The 25,395-nt window shown below is 68.2% G+C and carries 18 protein-coding genes; 9 read left to right on the top strand and 9 right to left on the bottom strand.

What is annotated here, in order from left to right; all coding sequences use genetic code 11:
• Positions 1–15 precede the first annotated feature (15 nt).
• A complete protein-coding gene (locus K338_RS0111960; RefSeq protein ID WP_022918409.1) occupies positions 16–2,931 on the bottom strand; it encodes an FAD-binding and (Fe-S)-binding domain-containing protein in 2,916 nt (971 codons plus the stop codon).
• 176 nt (positions 2,932–3,107) lie between these two features.
• On the bottom strand, positions 3,108–4,085 hold the full coding sequence (locus K338_RS22310; RefSeq protein WP_022918408.1) for a hydroxyacid dehydrogenase: 978 nt from the start codon (positions 4,083–4,085) through the stop codon (positions 3,108–3,110).
• 143 nt (positions 4,086–4,228) lie between these two features.
• Here K338_RS22310 and K338_RS0111950 point away from each other — a divergent pair, with 143 nt between their 5' ends.
• Positions 4,229–6,658 (top strand): hypothetical protein, encoded by a 2,430-nt coding sequence (locus tag K338_RS0111950; protein WP_022918407.1) that lies wholly within the window; start codon positions 4,229–4,231, stop codon positions 6,656–6,658.
• A 42-nt stretch (positions 6,659–6,700) separates the two neighbouring features.
• On the opposite strand, the gene K338_RS0111945 is transcribed toward K338_RS0111950, so the two are convergent.
• Positions 6,701–7,939 (bottom strand): AGE family epimerase/isomerase, encoded by a 1,239-nt coding sequence (locus tag K338_RS0111945; RefSeq protein ID WP_022918406.1) that lies wholly within the window; start codon positions 7,937–7,939, stop codon positions 6,701–6,703.
• Positions 7,940–8,178: 239 nt separating this feature from the next.
• Here K338_RS0111945 and K338_RS0111940 point away from each other — a divergent pair, with 239 nt between their 5' ends.
• Positions 8,179–8,952, top strand: coding sequence for a 6-phosphogluconolactonase (locus tag K338_RS0111940; protein ID WP_169579550.1), 774 nt, complete (start codon positions 8,179–8,181; stop codon positions 8,950–8,952).
• Between the two features lie 267 nt (positions 8,953–9,219).
• On the opposite strand, the gene K338_RS0111935 is transcribed toward K338_RS0111940, so the two are convergent.
• The 3 genes from K338_RS0111935 to K338_RS0111925 form a co-directional block, all read right to left on the bottom strand.
• Positions 9,220–11,739, bottom strand: coding sequence for an NHL repeat-containing protein (locus tag K338_RS0111935; protein ID WP_022918404.1), 2,520 nt, complete (start codon positions 11,737–11,739; stop codon positions 9,220–9,222).
• A 227-nt stretch (positions 11,740–11,966) separates the two neighbouring features.
• A complete protein-coding gene (locus K338_RS22305) occupies positions 11,967–12,968 on the bottom strand; it encodes a Gfo/Idh/MocA family protein (RefSeq protein WP_040653735.1) in 1,002 nt (333 codons plus the stop codon).
• The gene (locus K338_RS0111925) at positions 12,965–13,990 is read right to left on the bottom strand and encodes a Gfo/Idh/MocA family protein (RefSeq protein ID WP_022918402.1); all 1,026 of its coding nucleotides are present in this window, start codon (positions 13,988–13,990) and stop codon (positions 12,965–12,967) included. Before K338_RS0111925 ends, K338_RS22305 begins: the two co-directional genes overlap by 4 nt.
• Before the next feature lie 369 nt (positions 13,991–14,359).
• Between K338_RS0111925 and K338_RS0111920 the strand changes: the two genes are divergently transcribed.
• From K338_RS0111920 to K338_RS0111910, 3 genes are read left to right on the top strand one after another with little or no spacing between them, the layout of a single operon-like run.
• Entirely contained in the window at positions 14,360–15,223 is an 864-nt protein-coding gene (locus tag K338_RS0111920) for a Gfo/Idh/MocA family protein (protein ID WP_022918401.1), read from the top strand.
• A complete protein-coding gene (locus K338_RS0111915) occupies positions 15,220–16,230 on the top strand; it encodes a Gfo/Idh/MocA family protein (protein WP_022918400.1) in 1,011 nt (336 codons plus the stop codon). The genes K338_RS0111920 and K338_RS0111915 overlap by 4 nt, the downstream gene beginning before the upstream one ends.
• Positions 16,227–16,898, top strand: coding sequence for an SGNH/GDSL hydrolase family protein (locus K338_RS0111910; RefSeq protein WP_022918399.1), 672 nt, complete (start codon positions 16,227–16,229; stop codon positions 16,896–16,898). Before K338_RS0111915 ends, K338_RS0111910 begins: the two co-directional genes overlap by 4 nt.
• Before the next feature lie 113 nt (positions 16,899–17,011).
• Here K338_RS0111910 and K338_RS0111905 read toward each other — a convergent pair whose 3' ends face one another.
• The gene (locus tag K338_RS0111905; RefSeq protein ID WP_027286762.1) at positions 17,012–18,004 is read right to left on the bottom strand and encodes a LacI family DNA-binding transcriptional regulator; all 993 of its coding nucleotides are present in this window, start codon (positions 18,002–18,004) and stop codon (positions 17,012–17,014) included.
• A gap of 382 nt (positions 18,005–18,386) precedes the next feature.
• On the opposite strand from K338_RS0111905, the gene K338_RS0111900 reads away from it, so the two are divergent.
• The 4 genes from K338_RS0111900 (at position 18,387) to K338_RS24515 (ending at position 22,426) form a co-directional block, all read left to right on the top strand.
• Positions 18,387–19,640 carry an ABC transporter substrate-binding protein gene (locus K338_RS0111900; protein WP_022918397.1) on the top strand — a complete coding sequence of 418 codons (1,254 nt, stop codon included), beginning with the start codon at positions 18,387–18,389 and terminating at the stop codon, positions 19,638–19,640.
• A gap of 74 nt (positions 19,641–19,714) precedes the next feature.
• A complete protein-coding gene (locus K338_RS22300; RefSeq protein WP_022918396.1) occupies positions 19,715–20,638 on the top strand; it encodes a carbohydrate ABC transporter permease in 924 nt (307 codons plus the stop codon).
• Entirely contained in the window at positions 20,638–21,522 is an 885-nt protein-coding gene (locus K338_RS0111890) for a carbohydrate ABC transporter permease (RefSeq protein ID WP_022918395.1), read from the top strand. The genes K338_RS22300 and K338_RS0111890 overlap by 1 nt, the downstream gene beginning before the upstream one ends.
• A gap of 7 nt (positions 21,523–21,529) precedes the next feature.
• Positions 21,530–22,426 carry an alpha/beta hydrolase family protein gene (locus tag K338_RS24515; protein WP_022918394.1) on the top strand — a complete coding sequence of 299 codons (897 nt, stop codon included), beginning with the start codon at positions 21,530–21,532 and terminating at the stop codon, positions 22,424–22,426.
• A gap of 11 nt (positions 22,427–22,437) precedes the next feature.
• On the opposite strand, the gene K338_RS0111880 is transcribed toward K338_RS24515, so the two are convergent.
• Complete coding sequence (locus tag K338_RS0111880) at positions 22,438–23,769, bottom strand: enolase C-terminal domain-like protein (protein WP_157612379.1); 1,332 nt, start codon at positions 23,767–23,769, stop codon at positions 22,438–22,440.
• A complete protein-coding gene (locus K338_RS0111875) occupies positions 23,766–25,388 on the bottom strand; it encodes a dipeptide ABC transporter ATP-binding protein (RefSeq protein ID WP_169579549.1) in 1,623 nt (540 codons plus the stop codon). Before K338_RS0111875 ends, K338_RS0111880 begins: the two co-directional genes overlap by 4 nt.
• Positions 25,389–25,395: the final 7 nt, after the last annotated feature.

Here is a 25,395-nt window from a genome sequence, read left to right as displayed (position 1 = left end):
TCAACAGATGCCCAACTACGCCCCTGCCCGCCTGAGCAACTGCGCCAAGTGTACGCCATCTATCCCGGCCAGCTGCTCGGCCTGGGTGCGGCAGGAGAACCCGTCCGCGAGGTACACCGCTCCCTCGGGTGCACTGCGCAGGGTGGGCAGCAACGACTGCTCCGCGACGCCGACCGAGACGTCGTAGTGCCCCTTCTCCATGCCGAAGTTTCCGGCCAGTCCACAACAGGTGGTGATCGTGGTGACCTCGGCCCCCGCCTGCCGCAGCAGGTCCAGGTCCGCCTGGTAGCCGATCACTGCGTGCTGGTGGCAGTGCGGCTGGGCGATGATCGTGGTGCCGGTCAGGTCTGGGGGCTGCCAACCCTCAGGTGCTTGTGGCCCGGTGAGCAGCTCGGCGAGGGTCTGGGTGTGCTCGGCCAGCAACCGGGCACGCGGGTCGTCCGGGAACAGGTCCAGCAGGTCGGACCGCAGCACCGCGGTGCAGGACGGTTCTACCCCCACGATCGGGATCCCGGCCCGGGCGTAAGGACTGAGCACGTCCATCGTCTGCCGCAACCGGGACCGAGCGCCGTCGAGCTGTCCGGTGGAGATCCAGGTGAGGCCGCAGCACGCGTGCCCCGCGGGTACCCGCACGGTGAACCCTGCTTCCTCGAGCAGCTCCACCATGGCGCGAGCGCCGCCGGTGTCCATGTAGGAGGAGAAGGAGTCAGCCCACAGCAGCACGTCCCGACGGCGGAGCTCACCGTGCCCGGTCTGGTCCGCCGGTGTGGCCGGGTCACCCTGGGCGGCCGGGTGCCCGGCCGTACTGATACTCGCCGTGGGCCGGTGGCGCCACCAGTGCCCGAAGGACTCCTCGGCGAAGGAGACCATCTTTCGGCGGGGGTCCATCCCGCCGGCATTGAGCACCAGCTTGGCGATCGGGCGGACGCCCAGCACTGCGTTCACCAGCCGGCCCACGGCCGGAACAGCGGTGATCGCCCGGGCCCAGCGCGGCAGCCAGCCGAGCGCGTAGTGGGCGATCGGACGGCGCTTGCCCTTGTAGGTGCGGTGCAGCACCTCGGACTTGTACTGGGCCATGTCCACGCCCGCCGGGCAGTCTGAGGCACAGGCCTTGCAGGACAGGCACAGGTCCAACGACTCGTGCACCTCTGCGGAGTCCCAACCGTCGACGAGGGTGCCGGTGGCCATCTCCTGCAGCACCCGGGCCCGGCCGCGGGTGGAGTTCCGCTCGTCCCGGGTGGCCAGGTAGGAGGGGCACATGAACGAGTCGGGCAGGTCCGCCCGGCACTTGCCGATGCCCACGCACCGGTGCACGGCAGTAGTGAAGTCGCCACCGTCGTGGGCGAAGGAGAATCCGGACCCGGACAGCAGCGGCAGCGGCCTGGCCTGAGGCCGGCGCAGGTCTGCCTCGACCGGGCGGGGCCGGACCACCACACCGGGGTTGAGCAGGTCGGCCGGGTCGAACAGACCCTTGACCTGCTCGAAGGCACGGATCGCATCCGGTGAGTAGATGGCCGGCAGCAGCTCGCCTCGGGCCCGCCCGTCGCCGTGCTCCCCGGAGACCGAGCCGCCGTGCCGGGCGACCAGGTCGGCGGCGTCGAGCATGAAGGACCGGAAGGCTTGGGCCCCGGGCTCGTCGGTGAGCGGGAAGTCGATCCGGATGTGGATGCAGCCGTCGCCGAAGTGCCCGTACGGCAGGCCGGTCACACCGTAGGAGCTCATCAGCGACTGGAACTCGCGCAGGTAGTTGCCCAGGTTGTCCGGTGGTACAGCGGCATCCTCCCAGCCGGGCCAGGCCTGGGCACCGGTGGCCGTGCGGCCCGCCAGGCCGGCGCCGTCGGCCCGGATCCGCCACATGGCGGTAGCCTCCGGCCCCGCCGGGATGACCTGTACCGCCTCGGTGCCGGCATCGGCGGCCACTGCGTGGGCCCGGTCGAGGGCGTCCTGGGGGCTGTCGCCACCGACCTCGATCAGCAGCCAGCCGGCACCCTCGGGCAGGTCCGGGACGGCGTGGTCTCCCTTGTGCTGGCGGACCACGTCCACCAGCTCGGCGTCCAGCCCCTCCACGGCGAGCACGTCGTGGCGCAGCATCGCCGGGACCGCATCGGCGGCTGCCGGCATGTCCGGGTAGCCGAGGGCAAGAAGCACCGGGGAGGTGGCCAGCGGCACCAGCCGCACGGTCGCCTCCAGCACGGTCACCAGGGTGCCCTCGGTGCCGACGAGGAACTTCGGCAGGTCTGCACCGTTCTCCGGCAGCAGGTGTTCCAGGGAGTAGCCGGAGAGCTGGCGAGAGAACCGGGCGAACTCGGTGCGGATGGTGGCCAGGTTGGCCTGCACCAGGTCAGCCAGGCCGGGGACCGGGCTCAGGTCACCGGCCTGGGCGGTGAAGCGTCGGCCGTGGCCGTCGACCACGTCGAGGGAGATCACCTGGTGGGCGGTGTGCCCGTAGGCCACAGCGTGCGGGCCGCACGCATTGTTGCCGATGAGCCCGCCGAGCGTGGCGCGAGCCTGGCTGGAGGGGTCGGGCCCGAACCGCAGCCCGTGTGCAGCAGCGGCCTTCTGCAGGTCGGTGAGGATCACACCGGGCTGCACCCGGGCGGTGCGGGCTTCCGGGTCAAGCTCCAGGATGGCGTTCAGGTGCCGAGAGAACTCGATCACCACGCCCGGCCCCACCGCGTTGCCCGCGATCGAGGTGCCGCCGCCGCGGGAGGTGACAGGGACACCGTGGGCGCGGGCCACCTCCAGGGCGGCCACCACGTCCTCGGTGGTGCGGGGAAAGACGACCACCTGCGGCACGACCCGGTAGTTCGAGGCGTCGGTGGAGTACTCCGCCCGCCGCCGGGTGCTCGCGTCCACCTCGCCCCGGACCGCGGAGCGCAGCGCGGTGATCAGTGCGGTGCTGGCTTCGGTCTCGGTGGTTACGCTCGACACCCTTGCAGTCTGCCACGCACGACATCGGGTGCGAACCTCCGACCGCAGTGCAGACCGCGGCACCTGCCGCACTCACTTGCAGAACCTCACTGGCTCGACGTCCTACCGTCCCAGGACAGTTCGGCAGTGCTGCGCTGGACGGGTGCTCGCACCTGCACCTTGACCAGACCCCGGGCTCAGGCCAACCGGTTGTAGATCGCCTGCGTGACCTCGTGCTCGAGGTCCTCTCCGCGCAGGAAACGACTGATCTCGGCCACCACCTCGGCACCCTGGCCGAACCGAGCCTCGACAGTGCCTCCTGCGACGTGCGGGGTGAGGACCACGTTCTCCAACCCGTACAGCGGGTGCTCTGCGGGCAACGGCTCGGCGTCAAAAACGTCCAGTCCCGCACGGATGCGCCCGGACACCAGCTCGGCGGTGAGTGCCTCCTGGTCCACCAGGGCTGACCGGCCGGCATTGACCAGCACCGCGTCAGTCGGGAGCAGGCGCAGCTGGTCCGCGCCCACGAGGTGATGGGTCTGTGGAGTGGCTGGGGCGCAGACAGCCAGCACGTCGCTGGTGCGGCACAGGTCGTCCAAACCCGTCAGCTCCACACCGAGGTCGGCGGCAGAGCCGGCACTGGCATACGGGTCGTACGCGCGCACACCCTGCCCGCCGAGCCCGGTGATCATCCGGACGTAGGCTTGTCCCACCCGAGACAGGCCTACCACCCCGATCCGCCGGCCGTGCACACCGTGGCCAAGCATGCCGTGCCCGCTGCGCTGCCAGTCGCGCGTGGTCTGCAGGCCCCGGTCGTGGATCTGCACGTTACGCAGCAGCATCAGGGTGAGCGTGACGGACATCTCTGCCACCGCCACCGCCATCGGCGCCGCACCTCCCTGGCACAGTCGAAGGTCGCCGTCGAGCAGCTCCGGTGGGAACAGCTTACGTACTGAGCCGGCGGCGTGCACCGCAAGCCTGAGCCGCCCACCACGTACCGCCGTAGCGGAGAAGGGCGCGGTGCTCCAGGAGGTGACCAGCACGTCGTACCGGTCGCCGGCGGTGTGCGGCACCACCGTACGGTCGGCGTCGGGTGCGAACTCCACTGTGCCGAGGCGGTGCAGCGCGGCCTGTGCGGACTCATCGAACAACCGCTGGAACTCCTGGGATCGCATAGCGACATAGATTCTGGTGCTATCAGTCATCGTCCGTCCTGATCCGAAGGTGCCTCGCACCCTACCGACGCGCTGTTGAAGATTGCAAGCGATTGCAATACGTTGACGACGACAGTGAAGTCCGACGACCGGAGACCGAGCTCATGCGGCACCAGCCCCCAACGCACACTCGTCACGACACCATCCGCCAGCGGGCAGCAGCCTGCCTCACCACCGTCCTGCTCGGCGCGCTCGGCCTGAGCGGCGCGACGACCGCCGCCTGGGCGGGACCGGACGGCAACGACGTGTCCGACGATCCGGTCACTGACCTGGGCGTGGCCATGGTGGCACCGAACGTGCGCCTCTCCGCCGTGGACGTACTCGCGGACGGAACACCGGTGGCTTATGTCTTCTCCGATGGCGAACCTGTCAGCCTCACCGTATTGGACCTGCGCACCGGAGAGGTGCTGGACAGCCATGACATGGCCCCCTACTCGGTGGCGGCCTCGATCGATGTGGCCGAGGACCACCAGGTGTACCTGAGCGTCCGCAGCCCGAACGACGGCACCATGTGGCGGTATGACCCGGGAGCCGGAGAGCTCACCGAGCTGGCTGTCGGGGTCGCCGGAGAAGAGATGCTGCGCACCATCGACATCGTCGGTGACACCCTGTACGGCACCACCTACCCGAACGCCGAGCTGTACGCGATGGACCTGGCTACCGCGGAGTTCACCGAGTACGGCACCGTGGCTGAGGGCAGCGACTACGCCTGGGGTCTGGACGTCACGGACGAGGGAGTGTGGGTCGGCGCCGGAACGCCCGCTCAGCTCGTCCAGGTCGATCCTGGCAACGGTGCCATGACCCCGATCGAGCTTCCGGAGAACGTCACCGCGGCAGGCGACTTCGTCCAGCGGGTCGAGAGCTACCGTGGCGTGACCGCAGTCTCGCACCGCATGGTCGACGATGTGAACCTGTCCCTGCGCGACGAGAGCGGCTGGGTGGACCAGATCGCGGTGGGTGGGCTGTGGTTGTACACCGAAGACGCAGTGGACGGCTCCTTCTACTACCTGGACCCGGAGGGCACCCCCGCCGGCTACGACCTCGCTGAGCGCACCGCCACACCGATCGACATCGACGGCAGCGCGATCGAGGGTGCGACCGAGGGGACCAGTCAGCTGTTCCTGATCGAGCTGGGCACCGACGACTTTCCCGGCCAGTCGCTGGTCGGTGTGCGCACCGACGGCACGATCTGGCGATACAGCTTGCGCACCGGCGCCGCGGACCTGGTGCATCCGGACCCGTTCGGATCAGCGGTGACCGTCATGTCCCTGGCCGCTGGTGGTGACGGGGAGGTCTACCTGGGTGGGTACCTCAGTCCTGGTGTGATGGCCAGAGTGGACCCGGCTACCGGGCAAGTCGCCCAGCTCGATGGGCCCACCCAGGCCGATGCGATCGTTGCCCATCAAGGGATGACCGTGGTGGGCACGTACCCGGGCGCGTCGTTCTTTGCTACCGGGCACGACGGCGGATGGGACTGGGGCGAGGATCCGCACCAGCTGTTCTCGCTCGCCGAAGCGGGCCAGGACCGGCCCCGGCACCTGGTCTCGGCTGGCGACCTCGTGGCAGCAGGCACGATCGCGACCTATGGTCAGCTGGGCGGGGCGCTCACCCTCTTCGATCCGGTCACCGGTGCACACGAGACCTACCGGGACGTCGTGCCCGACCAGAGCGTGACCGACCTGGCCTACGCCGGCGGCATGATCTACGGCGGCAGCTCCGTCCATGGCGCGCTGGACTCTGACCCGGTCGCGACCGAGGCCGAGCTGTTCACGTGGGACATCGCCGCCGCCGAGGTAGTGCACAGCGAGGTAGTGATTCCAGGTGCCGAGGTGATCCACGCCGTGGCGATCGACGGGACCGGGACGCTGTGGGGGATGGCCGATTCCGGAGAACTGTTCAGCTACGACACCGTCACCAGGTCGGTGCAGCAGGTGATCGAGACCGACCTGCGCAACACCAACGTCTGGGGCAGCCGGAGCATGCTGAGCTACCGCGAGACCGACGGACTGATCTATGGCCTGGCCGGCGGAACGTTGTTCCGATTTGATCCGGAGGTCCCGGAGCCCGAGGTCCTCCAAAGCGGCGGGATCCAGGAAGCCGCCCTGGCTGCCGGAGACCTCTACTACGCCGACACCACGAACGTCTACCGCTACGACCTTCCCGGCGACCACTGCACCGAGACGATCACCGGCACCCATCGCGGCGCCGTCCGCGCGGAGGCGGGCGTGTGGTGCGTCCACGACGCCGAGCTGTCCGGATCGGTCATCCTCGGAGCAGGAGCCACGCTGCAGATGCAGGACAGCACCATGACGGGATCGCTGCTGGCCCATCGCGCCGCACGCATCGAGCTGCGATCGTCCACCATCACCGGTTCGGCGCACCTGAGCGGCACCGAGGGTGAGATCCTCATATCCGGTAGCACGATCACCGGCGCACTGGCCTGTCACCGGAACCAGCAGGAGCCCGACGACGGTGGCATACCCAACGAGCTGACGGGTCCGGTCAGCGGCCAGTGCCGGGTGCTGCTGGACTAGCGCGACCGGCTGCCGTTGGACCAGCGCGTAGCCGTGGTCCGTTCAACTCCTTCGGTGTGTCAGCTCGATGATCTGCATCAGGTTCCGGCTGATGTGGAACGGATCCTTGACCGGGAGGGCAACCACCTCATCCAGCGGCGCACCGCTGCGATCCCGGATCTGGATCCACTCCGCCCCCTCGTCCCCGCCGGGGAAGACGTCCATGGTGTAGGCCCAGACCCGCTCGACCCAGGGCGCGGCCGGGGTATACCGGTAGCCATAGGCGGCGATGGCCGCTGCCGCGAACGCCTCCGAGTGCACCCACCAGAGCTTGGTGGACCATGTACGCTTCACCAGACCCTCATAGCCCGTGCCGGTGTCCACCCCCTGCGGAGCTAGCGGTCCGGAGGCATCCGTGTAGCGCAGCAGCCCGCCGTACTCGCGGTCCCAGCCCAGCTCGCAAGAGGCCACGATAGTCTCCAGCAAAGGCGTGCGATCCCGGTCGTCACCGATCAGGTCGAGGGTCTCGAGCAGCACCCACATCCCCTCGATCGCGTGCCCAGGCACGCGATGGCGGGCCACCAGCGTGTCTTCCGCCGGCCCGATCATCTCCTGGACGGTCCCGTCGGCGAGCCGGTGCGAAGTCACCACGTCCACGAGCTCGGCCAGCTGAGCACGCAGCTCGGGATCCAGACCACCCTCAAGCTCGGTCTGCGCTTGCCCGACCACCAGCATCGTGTTCAGCAGGATCATCGGCGGACCAAAGGCCCTGTATCCGGCCGGCACCTCGTACGGCGGTGTGTCGGCGGTGCCGGCCAGGACGCTGCGCCGCGCCGTGGCCAGCACCGGTCGGGCGAGCTGGAGCCAATGCTGGTCCCGATCGGCGCGGGCGAGCTCGGCCAACCCCATCACAAAGAAGCAGTCCGCATAGACGCTGTGCCCGCTCTGCCCACTACCCTGCCAGGGTCGGCCCTCGTCGGTGAGCACGAAGGAGCACGTGCCGTCCGGGTGCACCGCATGATCCCGCAGGAACTGCGCGCCCGCCCGCGCCGGGACAAGCAGCTGCTCCGGCTCCAGGTCGAGCACTCCACGACGGGAGAGATCGGCAGCCCGGGCCAACAGCCAGACAAACCGGCCCTGGGACCAGACGAACTTGCCAGCACCTCCCTGGCGGCGACCGCGGTTGTCGAAGGTGGTATGAAACCCCCCGTTCTCGGTATCGATGCCGTAGGACAGCCAGAATGGCAGCACCACCTCGGTGAGCTGGTGGCGTGCCTGGCCTGCCATTGCAGTGAGGTCCATCGGTACTCCTTCGGTCGGAGGGAGACAGTCCCGGGTGGTCGGGTGCTGCGCGAGTTGTCGCTGGGGGCAATCGGGTCAAGCAGTGATCTGGTGGCATGGTCGCGGCCGGATGGCGGAGGGGTGATGGGTCAAGGCGCACTCGACACCATCGATGCCGCAATCGGTTGCTTCTCTCAGTATGGTCTGGTTACTATATCGGTGCAACCGATTGCACTGGTCCAGGTAGAAGATGGGGAATGATGATCAAGTCTGAACAGGGCACCCTCTCTGGGGGTGTTGTCATCGCTGACACCGCGGAGCGGGCGGGCGCACAGGCGGGAGCGCTCGCGGCGGATCTCCTCCACCGAGCGCTGACCGAGAAGGGCCGTGCACGGGTGATCTTCGCCAGCGCCCCCTCTCAGGAAGTCATGCTGCGCACGCTCGGCGCCGACCAGCGCATCGACTGGTCCGCTGTGGAGTCGTTGCACATGGACGAGTACTTCGGTCTGCACCCCGATCATCCGGCGGCCTTCGGCCAGTGGCTCGCCGAGCGGCTTCCGGCCGCTGCGTTGCCCGGGCTGCAGCGCATCCAGACTGAGGGGGACGCGCAAGGGGAGATCCGCCGGTATAGCGACCTGGTCGCCCGGGCCGACATCGACGTGGTCTGTCTGGGCATGGGCGTGAACGGGCACGTGGCGTTCAACGAGCCGCACGAGGCGAGCTTCGACGACCCCGCGCTCCTGCGGGAGGTCCCGCTGACCACCACCTCCCGCCAGCAACAGGTCGACGAGGGCCTGTTCTCCACTATCGGTGAGGTGCCTGAGCGAGCGCTCACCCTTACCGTTCCGGCGCTGTTGCGTGGAAAGTCGATGGTGGCCACCGTGCTCGGCACGATCAAGGCCGACGCGGTCCGGGCGGCGCTGATGGAACCGGTGAGCTCGGCTGTGCCAGCCACCGTGCTGCGCACCCATCCAGATGCCACGCTGTTCCTCGACACGGCGGCAGCAGCCCAGCTCGAGCGCGCTGACAGGTAGCGCAAGATCGGCCTCCCGCCGTCCCGGGCAGCCGCTGCCGACTGCCACCCCGGTCCTCAGACGAGCACGTCGGCCCCGTCGCGACGCTCCTGACGAGCCGCCAGAGTGCTCCGCTGACAGCTCGTACTGGCAGGTGTCCTGTACGGCCGCAGAACAGAAGGACGCCCCTGGTGGGGGTGCGGCCTTCGAGCAACCACACCCCCACCCGGAGGCTCTCGCTGCATCAACCAGACTCGCCGAGTGCCACCCGCCTCCCGGCTGGTACAGCTAGAGCGCAGCACACTGCCCGCGCTGGGGACCGCGGACCTCGTTGTCGAGACCGGAGTCCACAGGAGCCGGGTCGTTGTCTGAGCAGGACAGCGGCCCGTTCACGGCGTTGCCGCCGATCAGCGGCGCTAGCTTGGTTGCACCGTTGGTCAGCCGCACCGGGCCGCTGATCGTGCTGTTCTGCAGCACGACGTCCTCGGTAGCGCCGTCGATGCGCACCGGGCCGGCCACGTCGGAATCGACCAGGTGCACCACAGTCGGGGCACCAGCACGCAGTGGCCCACGCAGCTGCGCATCGGTCAGCACCAGACCGGCACCTTCAGCAACGGTCACCGGTCCGCGCAACAGAGCATCGTCCACACAGGTGATACCGTCGGCGACCCGCAGCGGCCCGTTGCGGTCGCTGGTGATCGTCCGGTCACAGGTGACGTCCTGGCCATCGAGGTCGATGCGGTAGGCGTGCGTGAGGTCCACGCCGATGATGTGACCGGTTCCGTCCCGGGCGATCTGGTCCATCTCCTCTGCCACCACCTCGAACTCACCGGAGCTGCGATGCACCTGGTACAGCGTGCCGTCCAGGGTGACCAGGTAGGAGTCGGTCCGCTCGTCCCAGATGGTCTTCGTGGAGTAGCCCCAGCCCCCGTGGTTGCCCTCGTCGGCCTCGAAGAGCCGGACCGACCACGTCACCTCGCGCTGCTGTGGATCGAACTCGAACAGCACGCCGTCCGATGTGGCACCGACCAGCTGTCCGCCTGCACCCCAGGACAGGCCGGCCAGGTAGCCGGCATGATCGGTAAGCGACTCTGACCACAGCACCTCCTGCGACTCGACGTCCCAGACGAACAGCTCGGCGGACTGTGCGGTCGGAGTGGTCGAGAGCCCCCCGTTGATGGAGGTGCCTCCGTAGATCAGCCCGTCGGCATAAGCGAGGGAGATGATGCTCTGGTCAGGAACGACGTCCCGGTGGAACTCGAACTCACCCGTCTCGGTGTCGAGCAGGGTGAGCGCACCACCGAGCTCTCCGTAGTCGGGCACGGTGCCCAGTGCCACCCGGTCGCCGATGGAGACGACCCCGTTGATCCGGTCCTGGAAGTAGGGGGCGCCACGGTCCAGGGTGAGCACGTGGCGCGGATTCGTGCCCCAGTCCCACTCCTGGCCAAGGTCGCCCGCGTGCACCACCGCACCGGGGTAGGAGGTGACGATGATCTCGTCGCCGTGGGTGGCGATCGCATCGGCCTGCTTCGGCCCACGCAGCGGGGTCAACTCCAGGGTCTGGGCATCCACCCGGGTCATCGAGCCGCTGGACAGATACGCACCGATATAGGCATTGCCGTCCGGACCCACCCCTAGGCCATGCGCCTCTGCTGGGGCCGGCTCGATCTCCGCATGGCGGAAGGTGGTCTCCTCGCTGCTCAGGTGGTAGGTCCACAGGTCACCGTCGGTGCTCAGCCCGACGAGCGTCTCGCCCTCGGTACCAGGAAGGGACATCACCGTCATGTCGTAGGTGCCCACCTGGTCCGCGAGGAGGTCCGGCAGCTCGGTGTCGGCCCAGCCGGTGGGCACGAGCTCACCAGTGGTGACGTCGTAGCCAATCACCGCCCCCTCGGAGAACATGTACGTCCGACCGTCGGCGTCCACGTTGGTTGGTGCGGACCCGAATACGGCTGGGATGATCTCCTCCGACCACCGGCCTGTACCCAGGTCGAAGACAGCGGTGTCGTAGTTGCCCCGCGGGGAGAGCCGGACGAGCACCTTCTCCGCGCGCTGCTCAATACCGATGAACCACTGCGTGTTCTCCATCACGTCCTCCGGCGGCTGGATCTCCCGCCGGTCCCCGCTGGCCGGGTCGAGGGCGTACAGGTGCGGCACCGGGCCGGTGCCCGCCCAGATCTCGCCGTCAACGACGCTCAGGGAGAAGACGTACGCGGCGTCCTCGGTCTGGGTGCCGTAGTCCTCGAACTCGCCGGTGGCCGGGTCGAAAGCCACCACCTTCGCGTGCGGATACGTGCCGAAGTAGATCCGACCGTCCGGCCCCCAGCTGCCGCTGTACAGGACCGACTCGCCCGCGACCCGCTCGGTGATGTTGGTCAGCTCGCTGGTGGCCGGATCGAAGGAGAACAGGCCGCCGGGCATCGGGTGCCGGGCGGTGAAGTACACCATGCCGTCGTCATCATCGACGAGCATCCAGCCGCCGAGGGTGGCACCCTCCAGCTCGGCGGCGAACAGACTCTCGCCGGTGGTCACGTCCACCATGGTGAAGGTGGCCGGGTTCCCGTTGGAGACGGCATAGGCCACAGGGGTACCGTCGGCCAGCTCGCCGAATGCGGCCGAGCGCACGTTCACCGACATCACCGCCGGGCCCAGGTCCTCGACGACGGGCGCAGGGGTAGCGTCCTGCGCGGCTGCTGGTGGTGCCGGTGCTGCCTGGGTGGGCGCGACCAGCAGCGAGAGGGCCGCTGCCAGCGCAGCGGCGACCATGGCGGTCCGCCGTCCGCGGTTTCGTCCGATGTTGGGCTTCATTGCTCCTCCTGGGGCCGACCTGTGCAACCGGTCGCAAAAAACGTAGCAGGTCGTTACCGACCCGTCCAGCATCCGGTTGCAGACCCCATCTCGAGACCAGGCCACTGCGCCCAGACCACGTGCCCAGCACCGCGCGCCGAACAGCTCCAGCCCGCCCAACCATGCCCCAGCGCTCAGGTGCCGGGTAGCTCAGGACCGGGCAGCGCGGGCGCTGATGTGTCCCGCCGTCAACCGTCCCATGCGCCGAACGGTTCCGGCCGGCCGCCGTGGGCTGCGCTGCGCTGGGCCAGCAACGCCACCCGGGTGGCCAGCAGGCTCGCCAACGTGCCGATCGATGGCTCGGCGCCGTCGGCCAGCGCGTCGAAGAAGTAGGCCGCGGGCCGATGCGCAGGGCCGAGCTCTTGCTGCCACGGTGCCCGGTCGTGGGTTGCGACTGTGAGAGTGTTGTATGCCCAGTCCAGCTCGGCGGTGCCCTCGGAGCCGGTCAAACGCATCCGGTAGTGCCCGTGGATCTGCGCCGCCTGCGGTGACAGCCAGTTGGCTTCGATCGTGGCGACTACGCCATCAGCTTGGAGCAGGACCGCGACGTGGTCGTCGAACTCGGGATGATCCGATCGTCGCGCATTGCCGGTGACGGCGCTGACCTCGCCTCTCTTGGCTCCGGTGAGCGAGAGGACGAGGTCGATGTCGTGCACCGGAAGGTCGCCGGCGATCCCGCCGTACCCCTCACGGGAGAGGAACCAGGCGGGCCGCGAGGGCTGGTTGAGCTTGTGCGGTCCGGTGCTGGCTACCAGCGCAAGGTCGCCCAGCAGGCCGGAGTCCAGCAGCTCACGAGCCGCGGTCGTCGGCGGATAGAACCGCTTCTCGAAGACCACCGACACGTGCCGGTCGGCACGATCGGCCGCCTCGGCGATCCGGTCCAGGTCAGCGAGGCTCGTGCACAACGGCTTGTCCGCCAGCACGTGCGCTCCCGCCTCGAGCGCTACCAGTGCGGCCCCCGCACGCTGGGAGTACACCCCCGCCACCAGGGCCACATCCACCTGGTGCCGATCGAAGAGCTCGGCCGCACTGGCGTAGACCGGAACGTCGGCAAGCCCGGAGAGGTAGGCAGCGCGCATCTGCTCGTCTGCCTCGCACGCGGCGACGAGTTCGACTGCCGGCCGCGCGGTGACCTCGTCCAGGGCGTAGTTCACGTGCGGGTGGGCTGCACCCACGATGGCAACCTTCATGTCAGCTCCTCGGGTCGCACGGCCCGGCCGAGCTCGGCGGCACGGTAGATGGCGCACAGCAGCCGGACGGTCTCCGCTCCGTCGGAAGCGGTGATCGCGGCCGGCCGGCCGGTGCCGATCGCCTCGAGGACGTCGCGCCACTGCTCCACGTGCCCGGCGATCCCGATCGCGGTCGGATCCGCCGCGCCGCTCGCGATCTGACTGGCGGCTTTGGGAGCAGGTACGCCGTCGATCTCCCAGCGCACGATCGACCCTTGTCCCAACTCGACCACTCCGCGGTCCAGGTGCAGGGTCAGGGTGGCGGGGGAACCGGGTGGCGTGGCCGTCGAGGTGCTGATCATCCCCAGTGCCCCACTGGCGAACCGCAGGGTCGCCACGGTGGTGTCCTCAGCATCGATCGAGTGCGCCACAGTGCCGTACTGGGCAGTCACCTCGACCACTGGACCACACAACCAGCGCAGCAGGTCGACGTTGTGCACCCCTTGGTTCATCAGGGACCCACCACCAGCCGCCATCGAGCCACGCCACTGGGCGGCTTGGTAGTACCCGTCATCGCGCCACCAGTGCACGTGGGTGCTGGCCAGACGCACGCTGCCGAGCGCTCCCTCGTCCAGGAGCCGCTTGACGGCCGCATATTCCGGCTCCAGCCGGCGCTGCGAGATCACCGCCGCGAGGCGGTCGCGCTCGACTGCCAGGCGAAGGATCTGCTCCGCGTCCGAAACGCGCAGCGCCAGCGGCTTCTCCACCACCACATGGCGGCCAGCGGTCAGCGCGGCCACGGCATGCTCCGCGTGCACGGCGCTCGGGGAACACACGGCGACCACGTCCACCCCGGCCGTGTGCACCAGGGCCTCCGGTTCTACGCGCACCGCGTCCGGCCAGCCTGCTTCAGCCGCCCGTGCAGGCGTACCACCGCTATAGGCGGAGAGCCGGACCGCTGGCGCCAGCTCGCGCAGCGCCCGTGCGTGACTGAGCCCGATGCCTCCCAGCCCCAGGATCGCAACTCCGACCTCCGCGCTCATGCACTCTCCTCATCATCGCGTACGAGGCATCCTCACCGGTGGCTCGTGCGGCCTATCGCCCATTGCGCAACCGATTGCATCCCACGCTAGCCATGATGCACCGATCGGTCAATTGTGCCCATGCCAGCCCGAGCCCCGATGCCGACCGTCGAAGCCACGGCGGAGAGGTCCTGCACCCCCAGGCTCCACTCTCAACCTCTCCGGCTGGGCAAGCGCGAACCGCTCGTCTCCGCCGATCTCGCCTATCACCCGACATCAGGACGGGCATCACTCGATGCATGGAGTCGCACCGGGAGAACCTTGACATGCAACCGCTTGCACGTCAGGGTGGGAGGTACCTGCCCCCGAACGTGATTGGATCGCTCGCCTGTGACCAGCATCGGCTTCATCGGCACCGAGAACTCCCACACCGACCACTTCATCCGGTTTCTGAACGCGGAGGAACGCCATCCTGGTTTCCGCGCCGCGGCGCTGGTCGGCGGCGCTTCCGAGCGCAACGCCACGCTCGCCGCCGGTAGCGACCTCCGCATCGTCGAAGGCCCTGAGGACCTGCTCGGCACGGTCGATGCCGCGATCATCTCCACCCGGGACGGGGCGCGCCACCGGGAGCAGGCCGAGCCCCTGCTTCGGGCCGGCATGCCGGTACTGGTCGACAAGCCCCTCGCCACCAGCGTGGCGGACGCCGAGGCTATCCTGGCTGCCGCCCAGGCATCCGGCGCGCCGCTGGTCTCCTGCTCGGCGCTGCGGTTCGTCCCGCAGGTCGCCGAGCTGACCGAGGCCGGTACCAACAGCCTGCGTCACGTCAGCGTGACCGGTCCGGCAGATCCGGAGAGCCCCTATTCCGGGTTGTTCTTCTACGGCATCCACCACGTGGAAGCGGCGCTGGAGATCCTCGGCAACCCCACGGTGGCGCCCGGCTCGGTGCAGGTGCACGTGCACCGGGAGGGCGATACCACGGTGGCGCACACACAGATCGCGGGAGTGCAGGTCACGCTGACCTTCGTGGTACCCGGCGACGGCCACCGGGTACCGTTCCACGCCAGTGCCACCCGGACCGACGCGGTCACTGCTCGCGAGCTCACTCTGGGACCGGACTACAACGCCCCCGCGCTGGCCCGGTTCGTCGCCGCCGTCGATGCCGGCTCCTCCCCCACCTCCCCGGACGATCTGCTCAGCCCGATCGCGGTGCTGAGTGCCATCACCGCCGCACTCGAGACCAAGGGCCAGTCATGACCGCCAGCACATCCACCACCGAACCGATGCATCTCGGCGTGATCGGCGTGGGGGTGGTCGGCAAGGCGCACATCAAGCGACTCCTGGCTGACACCTCCCCCGCCCGCCTGGTCGCCATCGCCGACGCCGACGCCGAGGCGGCCACCACTGTGGGCGCCGACCTCGGTGCACCCGTCGAGGCCTCGGTCGCGGACCTGCTCGCACGTCCAGACGTCGACGGCGTGATCATCGCCATCCCGTCCGGTCTGCACGCCGACGTGACGATAGCTGCTCTGGATGCGGGCAAGCACGTGCTCCTGGAGAAGCCGATCGATGTCACCGTCGATGCCGCAGACCGGATCATCGCCGCCGAGCAGCGCTCGGGCAAGACCCTGTCCGTGGTCAGCCAGCGACGGTTCGCCCCGGAGAACGAGTTCCTGCACGGCGCCATCTCCTCCGGCCGCCTGGGCAACGTCACCGCGGCGAACATCGAGATCGCGCTGTGGCGCACCCAGGAGTACTACGACTCCGGCGCGTGGCGCGGCACCTGGGCGCTCGACGGCGGTGGGGCGCTGATGAACCAGGGCGTCCACCTCGTGGACCTCGCTCTGTGGCTGCTCGGAGACGTCGAGGAGGTGTACGCGCACAGCGGACTGCTCGCGCACGAACGCATCGAGGTGGAGGACACCATCACGATCACCGCGAAGTTCACCAGCGGCGCCCTGCTGACGTTCCTAGCCACCACGACGGCGTTCGGGAACCTTCCGCTGCGCGTGGCCGTGATGGGTGACGGCGGTGCTGCGATCACACTCTCGGAGAAGCTCACCCACTTCCATTCCCACGACGGTCAGGACGTTCCCGAGTTCGAGCCCGCCGACCAGCAGCTGGGGCAGCTGACTGACTTCGTCACAGCAGCCAGCACCGGCACCCGCCCACTTGTCACCTCCACACAGGCGCGGGCGGCCGTGGCGTTCATCGAGGCCGCGTACACCTCCGCCCGCACCGGGCAGCCAGTCCGTCCCCGGTGAGTGCACCGGCGGTCGAGGCCCTCGACGAGCTGGTCCGGGCGCTGTCCGTCGAGGACCCGTTGGCCTGGTCCTTCATCGGCGACAGCGTCACCGCCGCGAGCTGGCACACCTGGGGCGCACGCGGGTACTCGGAGCTGTTCCATGAGCGGCTACGGGAGGCCGGACGCACGCGGGATGCGGTGATCACGACCGCAGTCAGCGGCTGGCGCGTTGACGACCTGCACACCGAGCTGGCACAAGTGTGCCTGCGCTATCGCCCGGATGTGGTGGTGATCGGGACCGGGTTGAACGACACCCGGGGGCGGACCACCGGTGTCGAGCCCTTCACCGCCAGCTATCGCAACCTGATCACCCGGATCCGCGAAGCAACGGGCGCAACGGTCGTCCTCCAGACCCCGAACGACACGCTACCGACCGGCCCGGACCACGTGGTGGCGCACCTCCCCGAGTATGTGGCAGCCATCCGCGAGGTCGCCGCGGAGACAGGTACGGCGCTGGTCGACCACTATGCGGTCTGGCAGGCCACCCCGGCGAACAGCACCTACCACTGGCTCGGCCACGGCTGTCACCCGAACGCCTACGGTCACCGCGCGCTGGCCCGCACGCTGCAGCAGGCCTGCGGCCTGTGGGATCCGGCCTGCCGCTCCGGGCGGCTGTTGATCCCGTAAGTGACCGAAGACTGCCTGCCCAGCCGGCTCGCACGCGGTGGTCATGGTGCTGATGCACTGGCGTCCCGACCCGTCTGCGACCACGACCATCACACCGAGACCTCGAGCGGGGATCAGCGACGTCTGCGCCGCGGGGGCGCCACTGTGCCGCGCAGCGCCAGCTCTCCTTGGAGCCGCAGGTCCCGGACGGGCTGGCCGGCGAGCACCGCCCGGAGCGTGGTCACCGCCTGCTGACCCAGATCTGTCAACGGAGCGGTGACAGTGGTCAGGCTCGGTGTCATCGTCTGGGCCAAGAGCACGTCGTCACAACCGACAATGCTGCGATCACGAGGTACCGTCTCGCCAAGATCGCTGAGCCCTGCGATCACACCGGCAGCCATCAGGTCGTCGAATGCGAGGATCGCGGTCGCTCCGGAGTCGACCACTCCGGTCGCCGCGGCCCGGCCGTCGGCGAACTGCGCTTCGATCGGTCCGAGCTCAGTGAACTCGATGTCAGTCCGACCCTCGGCCCACTCCCGCACGGCTCGGGCACGCTGGACAGCAGCCCACGCCGTGCTCGGGCCGCGGAGCAGCGCGAACTTGCGGTGCCGGAGCTGATAAAGGTGGTCAGCGGCCTGGCGCAGCGCCGTGGAGTTGTCGCACAGCACAGCCGGCAGGCCGCGAACGGCACGGTTGACGACAACGCTCGGTATCCCGGTCAGCAACTTCTTCAACCGACCGCTGGGCAACCGAGGAGAGGCGATGATCAGACCGTCCACCTGTGGCCGGATCCGGCGTACCAGGTCTTCCTCCGCGTTCTGACTACGGCCGGAGTCGATCAGCAGGATCTCGCTGTCGTACTGGCCTGCAGCGTGCTGCACAGCACGTACGAAGGGCGGGAAGAACGGGTTGGTGATGTCCGGGATCAACAGACCGAACACTCCGGTCTGGCCGGTGGCCAGGCCGCGGGCAGCCCGGTTGGGCTGATAGCCGACCTCCTCCGCCTTCGCGAGCACGGCCTCCCGCACGCTGCTCTTGACCATGTCCGGGCGAGAGAAGGCCCGCGAGACGGTGGAGGCGGAGATGCCCAGCGACGAGGCTATCGAGTAGATAGTTGCGCGCTCCATTGATTCGCCTTTCTCGGTGACCGACAACATGCCCCATTCCGGTGGGCTGACCCGTGCCTCTGCGCTGAATGCGGCACCTGCGCGGAGCGGCCCCCTCATCCGCGTAGTGGCCATGGTACCCGCGTGCTGCAATCGGTGCCACGATCCGATAGACCTTCTCTGCCGAGGGAAACCTGACATCGCCGCACGGGATCGACGCGCGGTCCAGCACCACCCAAACAGACAGGTCTTTCCGTCCGGGCAGACGCCGGGCGATGACGCTCATACCGGCTTGACAGCCCGGGATAGGGCTGCCTAGTCTGCAAGCGATTGCAAGTAGTGGAGGGCACCAGGTCAGGTCGGACAGTGCCTACGGCACTTGCTGGCACCCGATGGAGGGCTGATGAAACGCACCACACAAGCCAAGATTGCCGCTGTCACGGGAGGCGCAGCCCTGCTGCTGGCTGCCTGCGGCGGCAACGACCCCGAGGTGGGCGTGCCGGACAATCCGGACGACGTCTCCGGAACCGTCACCTTCTGGACCTACCCACTAGGTGTGGTCGACAGCGTCAACTGGTGGCAGCCGTATGTCGACGACTTCAACGAGGAGTATCCCAACGTCGACGTCGAGGTGGTGATGCAGTCCTTTTCCAACCGCGAGGAAGCATTGGTGACCGCTATCGCCGGACAGAACGCCCCCGACGTGGTCTACTTCAACCCTGACTTCATCCCACAGTACGCCGACGAAGACCTGCTGCTCCCGTTGGATGAGCTGCGCGACGACTGGGACTCGTTCGTCGACTCCTCCCTGGAGTCGATGACCTGGGACGGCGCTCTGTACGGCGCCCCTCTGCTGATGCAGATGCAGACTTCGTACTGCAACACCGAGGCGCTCGAGGCCGCCGGCGTTGACTGCCCGACCACGTGGGACGAGTTCAGAGAGGCAGCACCGGCCTTCGTGGACGCCGGCTACTTCGCCACCGAGTACTCCGGGACCAGCACGCTGAACCACACGTTCTACCTCTACCTGTGGCAGGCGGGCGGCGAGGTCCTCAACGAGGACCTGACTGCTGCAGCCTTCAACAGCCCAGAGGGTCTGGAAGCCCTGGAGTTCATCAAGGAGATGGTGGACAACGAGTGGGTACCCAGGGAGCCGCTGAGCGTTTCCCAGGAATTTGAGCAGTCCGAAGCAGGTCAGGGCAATGTCGGATACATGGTCGGTGCGAACCTGGTGCAGACCCGCACGTTGGTGGACCCCGACATCCTCGAGACCGTCCCACCGATGCAGAACATGGAGCAGGTCGCCTCCGGCTCCGTGGGCGCCTGGTCGATCTTCAACACCACCGACTCTCCGGAGGCCGCACAGGCCTGGGTGCACTACCTTTCCGATTCCGACTTCATCGCCGACTTCATCGAGGCATCCGGGTACCTTCCCCCGCGGGAAGACATCGAGGGCCTGTTTGCCGACGACCCGCAGCTGGCCGACGGTATGGAGTACCTCGACCAGGTACGCACTGGCGTGATGCACCCGCAAGCGCGGGAGCTCATCGACGTCATCCGGCCGCACATCCAGTCGGTGCTCCTCGAAGACACCGATCCGCAGGCAGCCCTGGACGCAGCGGAACAGGAAGTCAACGCGTTGCTCGAGCGCGGCTGAGAGACCCCCTTGGTGGTCGGGGCGGGCAGTGCTGGCCCCGACCACCGGACCGTTCACCAGAAAGGGGATACGCCATGGTCAGCACCATCGCGCCCGCGGACCAGCCCGCACTGGCTCCACCACGCCGGAAGCAGCCGATGTGGCGCTCGCCTGGGGCGGTCGCCGCCTACATCTTCATCCTGCCGTACGTCATCTTCTTCGTCGCCTTCCGGATTCTGCCGGCGTTGTACGGCGTTGCGCTCAGCTTCGGGGACTACAGCCTGTCCGGCACCTTCGAGCTGCTCGGGCTGGACAACTATGTCCGCCTGTTCGCCGATCCGCTGTTCTGGAACGCGCTGCGAGTCACCGGCATCTACGCTCTGATCGCCATCCCGCTGACAGTGGCCATCTCCCTCGGGATGGCTCAGCTGTGCAACCGTGTGCTGCGGGGCATGTCCTTCTACCGGTCGATCTTCTTCCTGCCGGTCGTCACCTCGCCCGTACTGTCCGGGATCATCTTCATCTGGCTGTTCAGCACCGATGGGCCGATCAACACGGCGCTGTCAGCCATCGGTCTACCCACCGGGAGCTGGCTGCAGAGCAGCGTGCTGGTGCTACCGGCCCTTGCACTGGTCAGCGCCTGGATGAACTTCGGCTACAACATGCTGATCCTGCTGGCCGGGATGCTGGCGATCCCACAGGAGTACTACGAGGCGGCGCAGCTGGATGGCGCCTCACCGTGGCGCCGGTTCCGCAGCGTGACCTTGCCGCTGCTCAAACCCGCGCTGTTCTTCGTGCTGGTCCTCGAGACGGTCAAGTCGTTCCAGGCATTCGACACGATCTATGTGATGACCTCCGGCGGCCCGGTGCGCTCCAGCTACACGTTGACCTACATGATCTACGACCAGGGCTTCGGGTACTTCGACTTCGGCTATGCGAGCGCTACCGGAGTGGTGCTGCTGGTGATCACGCTGGTCTTCTCGCTCATCCAGCGCCGCCTGATCGGGAGGAACGCCTGATGGTTGCCACCCTGACCGAGACCAGTCTCGATGCCCGCCCCTCGTACGGGCCCGCCGCCCCTGGAGGCAAGGGCGCACGCCGGCGGTCCGACGTACGGATGCACGTCCTGCTGATCATCGCTTCCGTGGTGACGATCTTTCCGTTCTACGCGATGATCGTCATCTCCCTCCAGCCCGGTGAGGCGATCAAGTTCCCGGACGCGCTCTTCCCGAGCGACATCTCCTTCTCGTCCTACGAACAAGCCGTCGGTAGCCAGAACATCCCCCGGTGGATCGCCAACTCCACCATATATTCGGTGGTTTCGGTCGTCCTGGTGCTGCTGTTCGCCTCGATGGCGGGCTATGCGTTCGCCAAGAAGCGGTTCTTCGGACGAGAGCTGCTCTTCTGGGTGTTCGTGGCGATGCTGATGATCCCCTACCACCTCACGATCATCCCGCAGTACATCATCGTCGGTCAGCTCGGTGGGCTGAACACCATGTGGGGAATGATCGTGCCCACGATCGCGAACGCCCAGGCGATGTTCCTGATGCGCCAGTTCATCCAGGACGTACCGGATGAGCTCATTGATGCCGCTCGCATCGACGGCGCTGGGGAGTTCCGGGTGTACTGGTCCATCGTGCTTCCTCAGACCAAGCCGATCTTGGCAACTCTGGGCACATTCGTGTTCCTGTGGCACTGGAACGACTTCCTCTGGCCGTTGGTAGCTCAGCAGTCCCCCGCCAACTACGTGCTCACCGTGGGCATCAACAGCCTGCAACAGCAGGAGGTGCCGCTGGCGACCGTGATGGCCGCCGCCGTCATCACCTTCGTCCCCGCACTGCTGGTGTTCATCGTCCTGCAGCGCTACTTCGTGCGTGGCGTGATGATGTCCGGTCTGAAGTAGCCCGCTGATGAGCGAGAGCCCACGCGCCTGGTGGCACCACTGGCTGGGCGCCGTCGAAGATCCCGCCGGAAGCTGGACGCTCGGCGAGACCGGGCCGGCCAGCACGTCGCACCCGAGCGGCACCATCCGCGACCTGGCACTGCACTCTTATGGCAGCACTCTGACAGCGCGGCTGTTCGCCCCCGACGGGGGATCTTCGGCCATGGTGATCGTGCCCTTCTACGAGACCGCCGTACTTCTCGGCGAACCGAGCGAGCGCACCCAGAACAGGCCGGAACAACGGCGGTCACGCGCCCAGGGACTTCATCTGGCTCAGCGCGGGCTCAGTGTCCTGGCCGTGCCCTGGTGGTTCGAGCAGGTCGCCGTGGCGAACCGGTCCGGCCGAACGCTGGCTGACCGTTATGGACCCGCAGCCGAACTGCACCGCCGACAGCTGAGCGTCACCGGTCTGGGCCGCAGCATCTCGGACCTGATGCTGGCCGTCACCGCCGTGCTCGAGGAGGGTCTGGTCAGCCCCGGACGGCTCGGTGCGTTCGGACACTCTCTGGGCGGGAAGCTGAGCCTGCACCTGGCCGCGCTCGACCCCCGCGTCGACGCTGCCGCAGCACACGAACCCGGTCTGGGGTTCGCCCACTCCAACTGGGACGACCCTTGGTACCTAGGCTCGCACGTGCCCACCGACCGAGATCAGGACGAACTGCTCGGACTGGTGGCGCCTCGGCCGTTCCTGCTGCTCGGTGGGCAGGACGGGGACGGCGAGCACAACCGGAACCTGGTGCAACGGGCAGCTGCGTGGTGGCCCGAGCGTACGGGGCTGTCAGTGCTCTACCACGACGGCGGCCACCCGCTGCCCGAGCACGTCACTGCCGCCGTCGCGGCCTGGCTAGAGGGGCAGCTTGCCTAGCGGCGCTGCCCTCAGCCGGCACAGGCTCGACCGGGGTACAGCCCAGTACCGCCCTCGGGCAGCGTGACCATCCCGTCCCGCACGCCCACAAGCTCCGGATGCCGCGCGCCCAGCTCGGCGTTGGCGCCGGGTGCATACTGCCGGGAGTTGTACTCCAGGTGTGGCCAGCTGAGCTCGAGCGCGGCCACCAGCGCCGCTGAGTGTTCCAGCCCGAGGCACACGGCAGTCAGGTCCTGGGCGACCACGTGCATCCCGCGAGCCCTGGCGATGCCGTAGGCGAGAATGGCGGGGCTCTGCCCCTTGGCCGCCTTGATCACGACCCCGGACCAGCCCTGCTCCAGCAGGTCGTCCAGCTGGGACAGCCGGGTGAAGCCCTCGTCCATCACGGTCGGCACTCGATCAGACAGCCCGCGCATCGACTCGCCGTCCTGGTTCGTCCCACGGGGGAACGGCTGCTCCAGGTAGGTCAGCGCCCGGTAGGCCGCCTCGGAGAGCTCAGCGACCGTGTCCAGCATACGATGCACGTCCGCGACGCTGTGGTAGCTCTCGTTCGGGTCTATGGAGATGGCGAGCACGGGCCCGTGCTCGCGAGTCACCTGGAAGGCCGACACCACCCGCCGACCATCGGCAACCGGGTCCCCGGCGAGCTTGATCTTCAGGTGGGTGAGCCGCTCCCGGGCGATCCACTCGGACAGCGAGTCCACCCCGGAGCGTGCGCCGTGGGGTGCCAAGGGGTCGCCGACACCGAGGACGTGCTGGACCGGAAGCTCGTGGCGGGCTGCGCCCAGGTAGTCACCGGGGTAGACGCCGGCGAGCTGCGGATCGAACCTGCCCAGGCACTCGCCCAGATACTCGCTGGTGTACATGGCATAGCTGGGCAGGGTCTGCGCCCTGCCCCAGGCATCGTGCACCGCATTGTCCACAGCACCGAGTGCCAGAAGACCTGCGAGCCGGGGTACCTCCGGGCAGCCGACATCACCGGCGAGCTCGGCCAACCGCCGGTCCAGGTCCGCATAGAGGCGATGCCAGATCTGGATCGGATCACCGGGTCCGGCTTCGGTGACAGCGGCAGCAAGCTGGCGGACCAGGCTGCGCAGTGCACCGTCGCGCTCATCGACATCGATCGGTGCGCTCGGCCACGCCCAGGGCACCGACAGCGTGCTCGTTCCCCGACCCTGCACACGGGCGCCAGCGCAGGTGACCACCTCGACCCGCACCTCAGCGGTGGTGAAGTGCGTGATCGGCCGCCCGCTGATGGTGAACGGTCGGTCCAGCCGCACGTCCTGGAACCGCGTCTCTGTGTGCAGCACACGTACGTGGGTGACCCGCATGGCGTGGTTCACTCGTCCGGTCCCCCGTCGAGGCCGGTACGGACCGGGAGCACTGCTGCGAGCAAGTTGCGGGTGTAGTCGTCCTGCGGACTACGAAACAACTGTGCTGTAGGCGCGTACTCGCGCACGGCGCCGTGCTGCATCACCATGACCTCGTGCGCCAGCCGCTCTGCGACGGCAAGGTTGTGCGTGATCAGCACCATCGCGAACCCGAGCCGCTCCTGCAGCCCGTGCAACAGGTCCAGCACCTGCACCTGCACGGACGCGTCCAGGGCCGAGGTCGGCTCGTCGGCCACCAACAAGGTCGGCTCAAGAGCGAGTGCCCGCGCGATTGCCACGCGCTGCTGCTGGCCGCCGGAGAGCTGTCGGGGATACATGTCCAGGTAGGCGGCGTCCAGCTCCACGAGCCGGAGCAGCTCGGACGCTCTCGTACGCCGCTCGTTCTTGTCGCCGAGCCTGTTGATGCGCAGTGGTTCGCCGATGTTCTCCGAGACCGTGGCGGACGGCAGCAGCGAGCCGTACGGCGACTGGAACACCATCTGCATGTCCTTGCGCATCCGCCGGAGCGTCCTGGTGCCGACCTCGGCCAGGCAGCTGCCGTTGACGTGGACTGTCCCGGACGTCGGTTCGATCAGGTGCAGCACCATCCGGGCCAGGGTGGATTTGCCCGAGCCGGACTCACCCACCACACCGAGAGTCCGCCCCTGCCGCAGGGTGAAGGACACGTCGTCCACTGCGAGCACGTGCCCGCCCCTGCTGCCGAACACCTTGGTGAGGTTCTGCACCCGAAGCAGCGGCCCGCCGTCCCCGGCCCCGGCATGGGCTGCAGACGCCTCAGCGGTGGGCGGCTCGACGCCGACGTCGAGGGCCGCATCGACCAGCGTCCGGCTGTAGGGATCCCGGGCTCCGGTGAGCAGGTCCATGATGCCCGAGCGCTCGATCAGCGTGCCGTGGCGGAGCACCACCGCCTCGTCACACACATGTCGGGCCACGCCCAGGTCGTGGGTGATCATGATCATGGCCATGCCCGCCTCGCGCAGCTGGACGAGCAGGTCCAGGATCTGCTTCTGCACGGTCACGTCCAGCGCCGTTGTGGGCTCGTCGGCGATGATCAGCTGCGGCCGGGCGATGGTCGCCATCGCGATCATGGCACGCTGGCGCATCCCGCCGGAGAGCTGGAACGGATACATCTTCATCCGCCGCTCTGGCTCCGGTATGCCCACGTCCGCGAGCGTCTGGATCGCCCTCTGCTGCGCCGTCTTCCGGTCGCACAGGTCGTGCCACAGCAGTGCCTGGGTGAGCTGGCGGCCCAGCGGGACCGAAGGGTTGAACGCCTCCATGGCGTTCTGGAACACCATCCCGACCTGACGCCCGCGCACCTGCCGCAACGTGGACTCGTTCATCGCCAGCAGGTCACGCCCCTGGCCGCGCCCGGTCGTCAGTACCGCCGAGCCGCTCACCTGGGCTGTTCCCGGGAGCAGCCCCAGCAGCGATCGCATTGAGACGCTCTTGCCGCTGCCGGACTCACCGACCACGGCCAACGCGCCCTGGTGCGGCACGGCCAGGTTCAGACTGTGCACCACCTGCGTGATGCCGTGCGGAAGGGCGAAGCCCACGTTCAGATCATTCACCTGCAGC

This window comes from Ruania albidiflava DSM 18029 (genome assembly GCF_000421225.1).
Lineage (GTDB): Bacteria > Actinomycetota > Actinomycetes > Actinomycetales > Beutenbergiaceae > Ruania > Ruania albidiflava.
The sequence above is the reverse complement of the archived record's forward strand: the minus strand, read 5'-3'. Positions and strand labels throughout refer to the sequence as shown.

Excerpts from the sequence above, each read along its gene's own strand:
- K338_RS22300 (WP_022918396.1), top strand. The coding sequence starts at position 19,715 with ATGGTCAGCACCATCGCGCCCGCGGACCAGCCCGCACTGGCTCCACCA.
- K338_RS22305 (WP_040653735.1), bottom strand. The coding sequence starts at position 12,968 with ATGAAGGTTGCCATCGTGGGTGCAGCCCACCCGCACGTGAACTACGCC.
- K338_RS0111915 (WP_022918400.1), top strand. The coding sequence starts at position 15,220 with ATGACCGCCAGCACATCCACCACCGAACCGATGCATCTCGGCGTGATC.
- K338_RS24515 (WP_022918394.1), top strand. The coding sequence starts at position 21,530 with ATGAGCGAGAGCCCACGCGCCTGGTGGCACCACTGGCTGGGCGCCGTC.
- K338_RS0111950 (WP_022918407.1), top strand. The coding sequence starts at position 4,229 with ATGCGGCACCAGCCCCCAACGCACACTCGTCACGACACCATCCGCCAG.
- K338_RS0111905 (WP_027286762.1), bottom strand. The coding sequence starts at position 18,004 with ATGGAGCGCGCAACTATCTACTCGATAGCCTCGTCGCTGGGCATCTCC.
- K338_RS0111945 (WP_022918406.1), bottom strand. The coding sequence starts at position 7,939 with ATGGACCTCACTGCAATGGCAGGCCAGGCACGCCACCAGCTCACCGAG.
- K338_RS22310 (WP_022918408.1), bottom strand. The coding sequence starts at position 4,085 with ATGCGATCCCAGGAGTTCCAGCGGTTGTTCGATGAGTCCGCACAGGCC.
- K338_RS0111940 (WP_169579550.1), top strand. The coding sequence starts at position 8,179 with ATGATCAAGTCTGAACAGGGCACCCTCTCTGGGGGTGTTGTCATCGCT.
- K338_RS0111925 (WP_022918402.1), bottom strand. The coding sequence starts at position 13,990 with ATGAGCGCGGAGGTCGGAGTTGCGATCCTGGGGCTGGGAGGCATCGGG.
- K338_RS0111890 (WP_022918395.1), top strand. The coding sequence starts at position 20,638 with ATGGTTGCCACCCTGACCGAGACCAGTCTCGATGCCCGCCCCTCGTAC.
- K338_RS0111900 (WP_022918397.1), top strand. The coding sequence starts at position 18,387 with ATGAAACGCACCACACAAGCCAAGATTGCCGCTGTCACGGGAGGCGCA.
- K338_RS0111935 (WP_022918404.1), bottom strand. The coding sequence starts at position 11,739 with ATGAAGCCCAACATCGGACGAAACCGCGGACGGCGGACCGCCATGGTC.